Raw genomic sequence first — 13235 nt, forward strand, 5'->3', positions numbered from 1 at the left:
CTGCCCAGCCAGCATGGTGAATCAGAAACTCACTGATTTGGGAATCCCAAATCGATTCAACTTAACCCCATCCCGCTTTAGAGTGGAGACGACGATGCATCGAAAGGCGGGGCTCGCTTCTATTTCCCACGAGATCGTCCGCTTTCGCGCGATCTGCGGTTCACGACCGTTCAACACCTGTCGTCAAGCGTCTAAAGACACTCTTGCATAGTGCTCGCGAGCCGCCTCACGCGAAGGATTGGATGCAATATCGTAGGTTTGGTGCGTGTGGGGAAAGGCGGTAGCGCTCCACTGACTCGAACCCCCGGCCGCCGCGCAGGGCAAATCACACTTCGAGCGAGATGGCCTCAGTGCCGAGCCGGTCGCAAGGCCCGGCCGGTTTGGCCCCAGATGGCGTCGACAAGTCCGGCCTGGGCGGCCGATTCCAGCGCATTTATTGATGTCGCGAGCTCCTTCTTCGTCCATGACCAGAATTGAAGTAAGGTGGTGGAGGGGTAGCCGTAGCATCCACCGGACTTCGCCCTCCGGTTCTCCATTCAGAATCTATACCGGGCGCTGAGCAAGCTTTCCGTTGTCCTGTGTTCGAACGTCAGTACGCCGCCGGTCTGCATTTCGATCCCTCCGGAATCACGGGCGCAACGATGTGGTCCCACGCTTGCGGCTGCCGGTTGCGCTCCGCTATGGCAATGTTCTCGACATAAGATTTGCGGTACTGATTTCCTGGACCTTAGTAGGTCGCCCCTTCTTAGATGGCTTGGATGTCAATCAATTGGAGCAATATCCGGCTGTTGACGTGGTCACGCTCGCGCTCATGTCGCTTTCGATCGCCGCCGCTTCGCTTTACATGTGCATGTGTGGTTTGGCGGAGCATGATGCAGCGGCGGGGGAGCCGTCCAGCGTTCCGGCGTAAAAGCGCTACACCGTGCTCCTGCAACGCGCGGCGGTACGCCGCTTTTGCGCGGAGCGGGAAGCCACTTCTACGGATCTCGGCAGCTATCGCATCGCGATGCAGATATGGCTCGCAAAGTCCGGCGGCGTCAGAGATGTCGAAGTGCTCAGCTCGACGAGGCGTCGCTGCTTGTGACCACGCAGCTGCGGCAATTTCTATCGCGGCGAACCGTTCTGGGGCCAGGATCGCCTCGATCTGCTGGAGCAGGCGATTGTCTCCGGCCGGCCGCCCATTGCCCCGCCCGCGGAACTCTAGTTTTCATACGCCGTTCGCAATGCACGTCATGATGCCGTCTCACTGAAGATTCCGTTCAGCACGAACTTGTAGCGCTCCGGCTTGATGAAGAAGGTCGAGTGCTCGGCGCACTTGCCGTCCCTGAAGTACGAGGTCCGCTCCATCGTCAGCAGAGCTGCGCCCGGTGTCGTGTGCAGACTGCCGGCGAGCTCCTTGCTGGCGATCTGTGCGCCGAGCTCCATCTTCGCCTGGATCACGGGGGCGCCGGCTAGGGTCGAGATGACCGAGTAGGTCGGCTGTTGCTCCACCTCCGCGCGCGTGAGGCTGCTGATGTCCACGGGAAGGTAGCTGCGGCCGAACGCGATCGGCTCCGCGTCGATCAGGTGCAGCCGTTGAAGCAGCAGGCAATCGCGGCGTGCCTTGCCGAACAGGGGACGCAGGGCGGTTGGCGTTGCGACCATGCGCAGGGCCGTTACGCGCATGGTGGCTTCCAGTCCCTGGCGCCGCAACGTCTCGTGGAAGCTGCGCAGGACGTTGAGCTCGTGGCGCACCTGTTTGCCGGCGACGAAAGTGCCCTTGCCCTTTTTCCGGTCGATCAGGCCGTCCTTGTCCAGATCGTCGAGGGCGAGGCGTACGGTGACCCGGCTGACGTCGAAGCGCGCGCCGATCTCGGCTTCCGAGGGCAGGCGGCCGGAGGGTTCGAACCGGCCGGCCGCGATCTCCTGGCGCAGCCGATCGGCGATCTGTTGGTAGAGAGCTGTCGCGTTTTCTCTCACGAGAGACATTCTGTGCTCATTCCAGCCGGAAGCAGGGGCGGATCTTTCGTTTTGCGGTCGGCCGCTGCGCGCCGGTTGCGGCAGCGTCAACTTGTATCATAATGTATTACATGCTTGCCACCGACACCAGCGCCCGCGCCACCGAGCCTTTTCAGTTTGCGCGCGCCGCAGCGCCGACCACGCGTCGCGGCGCCTCGTTCATCGTTGATGGCATGGGTTTTGGCTACCGGCCGGGGAGGGACATCTTCCGGAATGTCACACTGAAGGCGAGGCCCGGCGAGTTCGTCGCGCTGCTCGGTCCTTCAGGCTGCGGCAAAACGACTCTGCTCAACTTGCTTTCAGGCTTTCTTGCGCCGCATGCCGGCACGGTGACGATCGACGGCCGCGCGGTCAGGCCCGAGATGAGCGAGCTCGGGTACGTGTTCCAGGCGCCGAACCTGTTTCCGTGGCTGAGCGTGCGCGAGAACGTGCGGTTCGGCCTGCGCATGGCAGGGCAGCTTGATCCTGACGAGCAGCGGCGCAAGGCGCTGCAGTATCTGGACCTGGTCGGCCTTTCTGATGTGGCCGATGAGCTGCCAAATCGGCTCTCGGGCGGCATGCAGCAGCGTGTCGCCCTCGCACGCGCGCTCGTACTCGAACCAAGCCTGCTGCTGATGGACGAGCCGTTCGCCGCGCTGGACGCGATCACGCGCAGCGCAATGAACGCGGAGCTGCTGCGGCTGTGGTCCACGCTCGGCCAGACCATTCTCTTCATCACCCATGATGTGGAGGAGGCGGTCTTTCTTGCCGATCGTGTGCTCGTCCTGGGCTTCCCTCCCCATGGCCTGGACAGCGAGGTCACGATCGATCTGCCGCGGCCGCGCGACCTTCGCCGCACCCGCGTGCTGCCCGGGTTCGCCGAGCTTTGCGACACGCTGTTGCAGCGGATCGCCGGTGTGATGCAGGCGCGGTCGACGCCCGCTTCCTTTGTCGAACAAGAGTCAGTCCAATGATCAGATCTCTGTTGTGTGCGATGGTCGCGATGCTCGCGGCGAGCGGGCCGTCGTCGGCGCAGAGCCAACCGGCTCCGCTGCGCATCGGATGGGTTGCTGCCATGGCCAATGCGCCGGCGCTGATCGCCGATCAGAAGGGCTTCTATGCCCAGGAAGGTCTCAAGGTGGACCTGAAGCCGTTTGGCGACGGCCCGTTGATTCAGCAGGCGATGGCCAGCGGCGAGCTCGATGTCGGCTATATCGGCGCGCCGCCGGTCTATCAGTGGTTTTCTCGTGGCCTCGACAGCCGCATCCTTGCGAAGGTGAACTACGGCCAGGCCGCGGTCGTGGCCCGGGCTGATGGACCGGTCCGCAGTCTCGATGACCTGCGTGGCCGCAGACTCGCTGGCGTGGCGCGCGGCAGCGGCATGGATGTGCTGCTACGCGGCTACGTGCTGAAGGACACCGCGGCTCTCAATCCCGAGGCCGATCTGGCGCTGTCGCAGCTGCCCGTCGGCAGCATGAACGCGGCGTTGGACACCGGCACGGTGGATGCGGTGTTTTCTTGGGAGCCGTTCGTCAGCCAGGCGCTGCTGCGCGGCAGCGGCCGGCTCGTGTTCGACGTCAACGCGGCCATTCCAGGATATCCATGGTATGTCGTGATGGCGCCGGCGAAGACGCTCAAGGATCGTCCTGACGATCTGGTGAAATTGTTGCGCGCACATCGCCGGGCAATCGCTTTTCTGCGCGATCATGCCGCGGAGGCCGATCAGATCATCGCCCGCGAATTCAAGCTGGAGGCGGTCACGGCTCGGGACGGCAGCACGATCCCGCCGGAGGCGATTGTCGCCGAGGCGCGCAAGCGCCTGGGCTGGTCTGACGAGCTGACCGTGTTGGACCGCGCCTTCATCCAGCGGCTGATGGACTATTCGCGTGATCAAGGTCTGCTCGCGCGGCCGCTGAAGGTGGAGCAGCTCGTCGATGATGGTCCATGGACGCGCGCGGTCGAGCAGAATTGACGTCCTCAATGCGTATGCCGAAACCGTCCTGGGGCTGGGCGTCGCTGCCGGCTCTGCTGCTGGTCTGGTGCATGGCCGCGAGCCGGGTGCCTCCTTACGTGCTGCCGCAGCCCTGGGATGTCGCGATTGAAGCGTTGCGCTGGATCCGGAGCGGCGATCTCGGCCGGCAGGTGGGTGCAAGCCTCGCGCGCGAAGCCGGCGGCTTTGCCATGGCGGTGCTCGTCGCGCTGGCGATCGGCACTGCCGGTGGGCTGTCGCAGCGGTTCCGCGCCTTCGCCTCGCCGCTGGTCAGCTTGTTCATGGCCATTCCACCGATCGCTTGGGCGCCGCTTTGCCTGATCTTCTTTGGGCTCGGCTATCTCGCCATTGCCGTAGTCATCTTCGTCGCCGCCGTATTCCCGATGGCGGTCACCATCCAGGAAGGCGTGCTCGGCATTGTTGCCGGCCAGGTGCGCGCCGCGCGCACGCTCGGCGCAAGCGCTGTGCAGCTGCTGCGTCACGTCTATCTGCCGGCATCGCTTCCCTTCGTCACTGCGGCGCTGCGGATCGGCTTCAGCCAGGCCTGGCGCGCACTCGTCGCCGCGGAAATGATCGAAGCGTCGCAGGGCATCGGCTGGATGGTCGCAATGGGTGGCCAGGTCGGCAATGCCAGCCAGGTGCTGCTTGGAATTGTGCTGATCGGCCTGATCGCATGGCTGGCAGAGAGCTTGGTGTTTCGTCGCGTCGAGCGCCACTACCAGGCCTGGCGTACCCCATGATTTTGAAACAGCCCTCATAGAAAGCATCGCATGACCGCAGAGACTGATCCGCGCATTCGCGCCGGCCGCTACGTCGCGCCACAGGGCCTGTACGAGCAGAACAAGGCCTTGCCGTTCCTCGGGCGGGTCAGCTGCAATCGCGAGCAGATCGTCGCCGGCGAATGGACCGAGATCGAGCTGGTCTATGAGGTCGGCGCGGTCGGCCTCGCCGACGGCGCCTGGCTCAAGCTCGCGTTCCAGTTCTATTCCGACTGGGCATTGTTCCAGACCTCCGATCCGGCCGGTGCGAACTACGTGTCCGCCGAATATCACGCCGGACCGCTGCGGCCGGGGCAAAGCCCGTCGACGGTGCAGGGCTTGAAGGTGCGCTTCGACCAGAAAGGGCACGAGCGGCCCTTCCAGAAGGCGATCATCGTCGACATCGTGGACGGCTATCTCAACCCTGGCGACCGCATCGTGATCCGGCTCGGCGACCGCCGGCAGGGCGGCGGTGGCACCCGCGTGCAGAGCTTCGTCGAGAAGGACTTTCGTTTCCGCCTGTTCATCGACCCGCTCGGCAGCTCGAAATTCGCAGAGGTGCCCGGCGACTGTGTCATCAACATCGTGCCCGGGCCGCCGCGGTCGCCAGTGTTGACCGCGCCGCGGCTGGTGGCACCGCAGTCTCTGTTCGACATCGTGGTTCGCTTGGACGATCTGTGGGGCAACACCTGTCGCGACCGTGCAGCGCGTGGCGAGCTGCGCCTGATCGATCCCGCCGGGCATGTGCAATCGCAGCCGCTCAACTTCGCTGCCGAGGGATGGAACGTCGCGCGCGTCCACGGCCTGGCATTGGAGCGCAGAGGCGAGTGGCGGTTGGAGGCGCAGGTCGAAGGTCTCGCCGCGCCGGCGGTTGCCTTCGTCCAGGTCGAACCGCTTGCGCAGGACATGCGTCCGCTTTACGCGGACCTCCATGTGCATTCCCATGACACCGTGGGCACCAACGATACGCTCTACAACCTTGCCTATGGCCGCGACGTGGCGGCGCTCGACATCGTCGGGTACACCGTCAACGACTTCAACATCAAGCAGGCCGACTGGGAGCGGGCGGTCGAGATCATTGCCGGGCTCAACGCGCCGGGCCGGTTCGTCTGCTATCCGGGGACCGAGTGGTGCGGCAACTCCAGCGCTGGCGGCGACCGCAACGTTGTGTTTCTGGGGGAAGGCAAGCCGCGGTTTCCGTTTGATGCAGAAGGCCATTCAGTGCGCTCGTTCGAGTGGAACGAGACGACGGCCGGCACCATTCGCCCCGGCGTGTGGCCGGTTGACGAGCTTTATGCGGCGTATGCCGATAGCCCGGAGGAGCATCTCCTCATTCCCCATGTGGGCGGGCGACGCTGCATCCTCGATTGGCATCACCCTGAACTCGAGCGCCTTGTCGAGGTGGGGTCGTCCTGGGGACAGTTTCACTGGTTCTATACCGACGCGTTGGCGCGCGGCTATCGCGTGGGTGCGTCCGCTGCGGGTGACGAACACCAGGGACGATGCGGCGGCGGTGCGCCGGCTACGGCCGTGTTCGGCTCCCGCGGTGGATTGACGGGCGTCCTCGCAGAGCGCCTCGACCGCGCGAGTGTGGGGCAGGCGCTGCGCGCGCGGCGCACCTTCGCAACGACCGGCGAGCGCAGCTTCGCGAGCCTGCGGCTCGGCGCGGCCTGGATGGGCGAGGTTGTCGCCGCCAGTCGGCATGAGCCGTTGACCTACCGGCTGCTGGGCGATCAGGGCTGGGAAAGCGTCGAACTGTTCGATGCCGGCCGCCTGATCTGGCGCCGGGACCTGAACGCGGAAGCCGGTCTCTCCGAGCGCAAGGTGAGGGTGCGTCTCGCCGGTGCGCGCATCAGGGATCGCTATCGTGCCGCCAACTGGAGCGGCGAGATCACGGTGCTTGGCGCCGCAATCCTTGATATCCGCGGCGTCGGATTCGATCATCCGGAACAGCGGGCCTGGCGCAAGGACACGACGACCGTGGGATTTGTCACGGCGACCCATGGAGACACGGATGCCATCGAATTGACCCTGTCGAGCCTCGCGGGTGCCAGGATCGAAGTGCGAGGGGGCATTACAGGCTATGTGAAGGTCGGTGATCCCTTGAGTCCGTCGCCTCACGTACATGCGCCGCAGTTCAGCCTCGAGATCTCCGGCACCGGCCTTCTTGCAGGCGGCCGCGCGCTCGCTCTCAGCGGAATCGAGCTGGAGGTGGCCGTTGAGCGTGTCTCTGACGTCGCGCTGCCGCGCGATTTCGGCGGCGAGATCGATCTCTCTGACCTCGATCTCACATCGGGCGTCGAGCATCCGCTGTTCATCACCGCGCGGCAGCGGGATCAGTCGAGAATCTGGACGTCGCCGATCTTCCTGACGCCGGGCAATTGAGGGAGGACTAGACTAGCAGCCGCGTCTCCAATCTGCGCTTGCGATTGTCTACTCTTGGCTTCCGATGGCTTATCTGGGCCAGCAGTGCGGTGAACCGTGGGATCGACATCCGTTCGCACCGGATCATCGCCTTGAGCCAGAGGTCCGAGACGGGGAAATCGGGAAGAAGCCGGAGCAGAGCACCGCTTCTGACGGCCGCGGCGGCGACGTAGTCGCTGAGCAAGGCGATGCCGAGATTGTTTTGCGCCGCAAGCAGCCGCGCGGTCATGTCGTTGCAGGACATGTAGCGGCGTGAAAGCTACGCTGACGCCCCAGCCGCGCCGGGTCTTTCTGACTATTTTTTGAGCAACGGGGTTGACGAGTGCCTTCGAAGGACAACGGTCGATCTACGCAGCCAGGCGGGGAATTGCCCTCTCGACCAATCGCAGGAATCCGGGTGTTGCGTGTCCCCGCAACCACCGGTTCTTGCGACATCGGCGCAGGCGAACCGGAAGGCCCACGCCCGAGGTCGCGGGTTCGAGCCCATTTTTCGCGTGTCCATTTGGCTCAGAAATGGGCGCCAGAGAGAACGCCCTCAAGCGGCTTTTCCTTCCCTCCGGATGACGATGAAGAGTTCCGAGGGGGGAGGGGGAAACGCGTGAATCGCCCCCCGCTACCAACGATCCCCCGACATAGCACTATTGAGGAATAAAGCCGGATTACCGCAGAGCGCGGCGAGGCGTCCCGCACACTGCGGTCGTCCCCGGCGTTGGCCTCAAAGCAATTCCCACGGTGCAAGCTGAGAAGCGATAGTGGGTTCGAATCTCGCCACCTCGACGGTACACGATGTTTGTATGTTCTTGGTGCTTTTCGAACCACAGCGAGGGCATTTATCCGGGCCAGGGGACGCAGTAAGGAGAACGCTGTCATGAAAATGCGATCTATGATGGGCGAAGCCGTTGCGGCTGTCGCCGTCACCATTACAAATCCCGCCGCTGTCCACGGCGTCGGCGAAACGGTGACGCCGCACGCTATGGCGGATGTGTGGAGGACGCAGTCCACAATGCCAGGCCTTCGATTCCCGGCTTCGGCTTCTCCGGCAAGCCGAATCGCATCGGTTCGGCCCCGATCGCATCGCGCATGTGGGCGGAGGCGATGAACCACACGTACTTCGTTGTCCAAGCGGGTGACTCGCGCGCACCCATTTCCAGCGCGATGGCGCGTCCAGCCAGCGCAGGACTGCTCGACATCCACATCAACTTGCCTGCAACCGTTTCATCCGGTTTCGCCGCAGTGCTCGCCGCCCTCATAACAACCCGCATGCCGGTCATCGAAGCCAGGTGCCGGTACCACTGAGCCGGGAGTACGCCGTCCTGAACTTCTCGCTGGCGAGTGTTTCGCGCGGTTGAGATGCACCGACCAATTCGCAGGATGGCCAATGCGTCCGCATGCTGGCTATCATCAGGATGTCCTCGAATGACAATCTTTTCGCGCCTATGGACGCTTCTTACGGTCGCATTGTTGCCCGCGATCGCGATCCAGGCGTACAACGAAGTTGAGCTGCGCCGCGCGCGCCAGCTCGAAGTACAGAACCAGGCGCTCAACCTGGCTCGGCTCGCCGCCAAAGAGCAGCTGCAGATCGTTCAGGGCATTCGGCAAGTGCTAATTGCGCTGTCGGAACTTCCCGCGATCAAGTCGAAGGACAGCAAAGCATGCAATGCGGCGCTGGGAGGGATGAAATCGCGGTTTCCGGCGTTCCTCACTTTCCTGGTTACCGACCAGAATGGCCAACCGTTCTGCGATACAGACCGTGATCGCAAGCCGGTCAATGTCTCCGGGCGATCCTACTTCGCGGAGGCGTTGAAGACCGGTGCGTTTACTGTCGGAGAATTCTCGACCGGTCTTTCAATTCACCGGAAGCTCATTCATTTTGCGCTGCCCTTCTATGGAGATGACGGTCGAATAGGCGGCGTTGTTATCGCACCGCTCGGCCTTGATTGGCTGGCAGACTACATTGCACAGATGGATGTTCCAGCGGGAGATGCGCTGGCCGTCACCGATCGCAACGGCATATACCTCGCCCGTTATCCCGATAACGGAAGCTTTGTTGGCAAGAAAGAACCGATGCTGGGCCACGGTCCCACCGCGGATTTGATTGACGTCGACGGCGTCGAGCGGATTGTTGGTTTCTCCGCTCTCGGGCCCGACTCCGAAGGACTGCGCGTCAGCTTTGGCCTCGACAAGATGAAGGCGTTTGCCGAGGTCCAGCGTCGCACGCGACACGATATCCTGCTCATCACCTTAAGTGCGGTGATGGTGTTAGTTCTGACCCTGCTTGGGGCCCGGCAGTTCATTCATCGCCCGCTTGGATTATTGGTGGACGCCGCGAACCAATGGCGGCTCGGCGACTACGCCCGGCGCGTGAAGATCCGCGACAAGTCCGAAATCTCGCGAGTCGCCAAAGCTTTTAATACCATGGCCGACGCACTGGAACATCGTGAGCGGGAATTGTCAGACGCGAAGAAGAGAGCGGAAGACGCCGCGGCCCGGCTCACGGCGGTCTTCGAAAGCACGAGCGACAGCGTCGTCATCCTCGATCGCGACTGGCGCATCAGCTTCTTCAACCAAAGGGCCTGGACACAGATCGCCGAAGGGCGGGAACTCATCGGCATGAAGTTACAGGAGGTCCTTTTGGATGCCTCCAACACCGAAATCCTCAGGCAGTTTCGAGACGCCATGTCGGGCCGCTGTCCGGTTTCGTTCGAAGTACTCTGCTCTCGGCGGGGCTTATGGTATGCAGTCAACGCGTTCCCTTCGGGCGAGGGTCTCGCGATCTTCTTCCGAGATATCACGGAGGAGAAGCATGCTGTGGAAGCGCGCAAGCTCATTGAGGAGCAACTGCATCAGAGTCAGAAGATGGAGTCCGTCGGACAACTCACGGGCGGAGTTGCTCACGACTTCAACAACCTGCTTGCGGTCGTATCGGGAAGCCTCGAGCTCATCGAGGGCGCGGCGGATGACGGCAATATCCGTCGGTTCGCCGCAACCGCGCGGCGCGCCAGTGATCGGGGAGCGAAGCTCACCGCACAGCTCCTCGCCTTCTCACGCCGGCAAAAACTCAAGCCCAAACTGGTAAACGCGAACGAACTGATCTCTGAATTCCAGGGGCTCGTCCGTCAGGCGGTCGGAGGAGGATGCGAGGTCAGAATGCGGACTGATAAACAGTTATGGCTGTGCCAGGTCGATCCGTCCCTGCTGGAGACAGCCCTCCTGAATCTCGCGCTAAACGGTCGCGATGCGATGCCGGATGGGGGCGTGCTCGAGATCGAGACGCGGAACGTTGTCCTCGATGAGGGAGCCGTAGCCGGGTGCCCACCCGGACCATATGTGAGGCTGGCGGTCGCCGACACTGGCCACGGGATGGCTCCCGAAATTCGGGACCGGATTTTTGAGCCTTTCTTCACGACCAAGGAAGTCGGCAAAGGCACCGGCCTCGGTCTTAGCATGGTCTATGGCTTTGTCCGGCAGTCCAACGGGTATGTTACCGTCGAAAGCGCGCCCAATGTCGGCACCACGATCGCGCTGTACCTGCCGAAAGCCCCACAAGTGCATCATGCCGAGGTGGAAACCGATCAATCTCAACGCATGCGCGGAGGCTCCGAGCGAATTCTCTTGGTCGACGACGATGACGATCTATTGGAGGTCACATCAGCAATGCTGACCACCTTCGGCTATCTGGTTCTCTGTGCCCGGAATAGCACCGAAGCCATACGGATTATCGAGAGTGGCCAGGAATTTGACCTACTCTTCAGCGATATCGTAATGCCGAACGGGCCGAATGGTGTTGAGCTCGCCCGCGAAGCAAAGCGACGGAGCAGCGAGATCAAGGTACTGCTTACTTCGGGCTACGCGGAAGATGTGCTCGATCGTCACGCAGCGGTGGAAGAGTTTCCAATTATTCAAAAGCCGTTCAGCCGATCCGAGCTAGCTCAAAGTCTGCGTTCTGTGCTGCAGAAAGGCGATGATTAGGCAGGGACGAAAATATCGGCGCATTTCGCGCCGAGCAGCAATCCCTGTTGCCGGGGCGGCTGCATGTGCCATGGTGACAGGGGCACCGGCGCGGGACGCGAGATCCACGTCCGACGCAAAACTCGGGAAACGAAACGATCACTGCCAGACCGCAGCGAGTTAGCTTAGCTTCGTTCAAAAAGAAGCGGCATCAAGCCGATATTAAACCGCATCTCGCTTATGGCTTGCTTGGACTACTGCCGAACGCAGTCGTCGCGCCAATCTATCCGAGGCGATGCTTTGATCCTGACAGACGAAGTGCGTGACGTTCGGATCCGTGCTCCTTGGGACGTGTATTCCCGACCTGCGTGGCGCCCCCCGGCGGCCTTCACGCCTGCTTGCCGGCCAAGCTCATGTTAAGCCAAATTCAAGCGGACGCGGGGACGTCGCCTGTCGCTTCTACGTTGAGGATGATCTTCCCTTTTGGCGGCCGCAACTGACCTTCCAACATCATGTGAGCGTCTCGCGCACCGGCAAAAGGAAGAACCATACCGACATGGGTCTTCAGTTCACCGCGATCGATAAGGTCGGCAATGCCACGCAGCCGCTCGGTGGTCACTTCTACGAGAAAAAACGCTGCGCTGACACCGTGGTGTTTTGCGCGGGCTTGGTCAGGCTGGGATACCGCAGAAATCAGCTTGCCGCCCGGGCGAAGAACCTGAAATGAACGTTCTTGTGTCTCACCCCCAACCAGATCGAGTACCGCGTCGGCATCCTTCACCGCATCTTCGAAACGTTGGGCATGATAGTCCAATACCTTGTCCGCACCGAGAGACCGTACATACTCGATGTCTTTGGTCCCCGCCGTCGCAATGGAGCGCAGCCGAGCGCGACGAGCGAGCTGAACCGCGTAGGCGCCGACGTTTCCTCCAGCTCCGTGAATGACGACCGTCTGACCCGCTTGGAGGCGCGCATGATCGAATAAAGCCTGCCACGCCGTGACTGCGACAACGGGAACTGAAGCCGCTTCCGCGTAGGTCAGCGAGCTTGGCTTCTTCGCGAGCATCCCAGCAGAGGCCACCGCGTACTCTGCGTAGGCGCCAACGAACTGGCTATTGGTCACACCGAAAACCTGCTCTCCAAGAGCGATATCGGAAACACCCGAGCCCAGAGCCGCGACTGTTCCGGACAGATCAGAGCCCAGCGTAAGCGGAAGAGGCTGCGGCAACGCACTTTTGCCGGCCCTGATCCAGCCGTCCCAGGGACCAACTCCCGCAGCGTGAACTTCGATCAGGACTTCACCCGGACCAGGAACCGGCCTGGGCACCTTCTCCAGAATCATCGCTTCCGGCGGTCCGAATTCGTGTACTCGCCACGCCAACATGGAGGGGGGAGCTAGGCCTTGGGTCGCATTGCCGACAGGAGTATTTGCCATGCTGGGCTCCTTGCTAGGACATGAGTCAGTTTCTGGTCCTCGCCGAGTTCAAACACTGCGCCTGCGCTTGACCGTTTCCCGCAAGCCACGAACCTCCTACGAGGATGATCGGCTTCGCAGGCTTTGTCGCGACTCTGAACTCTAGTCCGGTATCGTCAATGGCTCGTCCGCGGCATCGACGATGAACACGGCCAAAAGGGTGGCAGGTTCGGTCGCGCTGGCATTCTCGCTGACCCTATGATGCGCTCCGGGTTCCTCGTGGAAGCTCTCGCCCGCCTGGTAGACCTTGGCGGGCTCGTTCCCCACCACGCTTCGAATGGCGCCGGTGAGCACATAAGCGTAGATAAAGGCCGACTTCGCGTGGCGATGCGGCACGGATTTTCCGCCCGGTGGGTAGCTCACGACAACGGCGACCAAATTCTTGCCGGGGATATTTGGAATCGCATGCTGAAAGACCGGCTTTACGGTTTCGTCCTCCTGCGCACCTGCAGCCGACACTTCGACCGCTGCTAACACGAGTGCTGCACCGAATAGTGCCAATGCCGAGAAAGTTCGCATCACGTCCTCCCTAACAGGTTCGACTTTCCTTAGCCGTCCAGGTAGCGGGTTGGGCAGTCGAAAGCGGAACGATTGCGCAGAAGAGACGTTGTCCGAATCGATGTTGGCGGTGGATCCGCGTCAAGTGGGTGCTACTCACGGGAGA

At 62.3% G+C, this 13235-nt stretch carries 11 protein-coding genes; 7 read left to right on the top strand and 4 right to left on the bottom strand.

Features of this window, described 5'->3' with window-relative positions; translation table 11 throughout:
• The first annotated feature begins 655 nt into the window (after window positions 1-655).
• The gene (locus ACZXDY_RS00005) at window positions 656-910 is read left to right on the top strand and encodes a hypothetical protein (RefSeq protein WP_464343975.1); all 255 of its coding nucleotides are present in this window, start codon (window positions 656-658) and stop codon (window positions 908-910) included.
• Between the two features lie 320 nt (window positions 911-1230).
• Here the strand turns inward: ACZXDY_RS00005 and ACZXDY_RS00010 are convergent, their stop codons facing one another.
• A complete protein-coding gene (locus ACZXDY_RS00010) occupies window positions 1231-2049 on the bottom strand; it encodes a GntR family transcriptional regulator (protein WP_464343976.1) in 819 nt (272 codons plus the stop codon).
• Between the two features lie 20 nt (window positions 2050-2069).
• Here ACZXDY_RS00010 and ACZXDY_RS00015 point away from each other — a divergent pair, with 20 nt between their 5' ends.
• Genes ACZXDY_RS00015 through ACZXDY_RS00030 form a run of 4 tightly spaced genes read left to right on the top strand, consistent with a single transcriptional unit; the run spans window position 2070 to window position 7110 of the window.
• Window positions 2070-2951, top strand: a complete 882-nt coding sequence (locus tag ACZXDY_RS00015) for an ABC transporter ATP-binding protein (RefSeq protein ID WP_464343977.1) — start codon at window positions 2070-2072, stop codon at window positions 2949-2951.
• Complete coding sequence (locus ACZXDY_RS00020; protein WP_464343978.1) at window positions 2948-3949, top strand: ABC transporter substrate-binding protein; 1002 nt, start codon at window positions 2948-2950, stop codon at window positions 3947-3949. The genes ACZXDY_RS00015 and ACZXDY_RS00020 overlap by 4 nt, the downstream gene beginning before the upstream one ends.
• 8 nt (window positions 3950-3957) lie before the next feature.
• Window positions 3958-4707, top strand: coding sequence for an ABC transporter permease (locus ACZXDY_RS00025; RefSeq protein WP_464343979.1), 750 nt, complete (start codon window positions 3958-3960; stop codon window positions 4705-4707).
• 30 nt (window positions 4708-4737) lie between these two features.
• A complete protein-coding gene (locus tag ACZXDY_RS00030; RefSeq protein ID WP_464343980.1) occupies window positions 4738-7110 on the top strand; it encodes a hypothetical protein in 2373 nt (790 codons plus the stop codon).
• A 7-nt stretch (window positions 7111-7117) separates the two neighbouring features.
• On the opposite strand, the gene ACZXDY_RS00035 is transcribed toward ACZXDY_RS00030, so the two are convergent.
• Window positions 7118-7393 carry a LysR substrate-binding domain-containing protein gene (locus tag ACZXDY_RS00035; RefSeq protein ID WP_464343981.1) on the bottom strand — a complete coding sequence of 92 codons (276 nt, stop codon included), beginning with the start codon at window positions 7391-7393 and terminating at the stop codon, window positions 7118-7120.
• Window positions 7394-8133: 740 nt separating this feature from the next.
• Between ACZXDY_RS00035 and ACZXDY_RS00040 the strand changes: the two genes are divergently transcribed.
• A complete protein-coding gene (locus ACZXDY_RS00040) occupies window positions 8134-8445 on the top strand; it encodes a hypothetical protein (RefSeq protein ID WP_464343982.1) in 312 nt (103 codons plus the stop codon).
• 120 nt (window positions 8446-8565) lie between these two features.
• A complete protein-coding gene (locus ACZXDY_RS00045; protein WP_464343983.1) occupies window positions 8566-11118 on the top strand; it encodes an ATP-binding protein in 2553 nt (850 codons plus the stop codon).
• A gap of 406 nt (window positions 11119-11524) precedes the next feature.
• Here ACZXDY_RS00045 and ACZXDY_RS00050 read toward each other — a convergent pair whose 3' ends face one another.
• The gene (locus ACZXDY_RS00050; RefSeq protein ID WP_464344377.1) at window positions 11525-12481 is read right to left on the bottom strand and encodes an NADP-dependent oxidoreductase; all 957 of its coding nucleotides are present in this window, start codon (window positions 12479-12481) and stop codon (window positions 11525-11527) included.
• Between the two features lie 192 nt (window positions 12482-12673).
• Window positions 12674-13090 (bottom strand): cupin domain-containing protein, encoded by a 417-nt coding sequence (locus ACZXDY_RS00055; RefSeq protein WP_028165758.1) that lies wholly within the window; start codon window positions 13088-13090, stop codon window positions 12674-12676.
• Window positions 13091-13235: the final 145 nt, after the last annotated feature.

Source organism: Bradyrhizobium sp. LeoB3, from assembly GCF_055456055.1.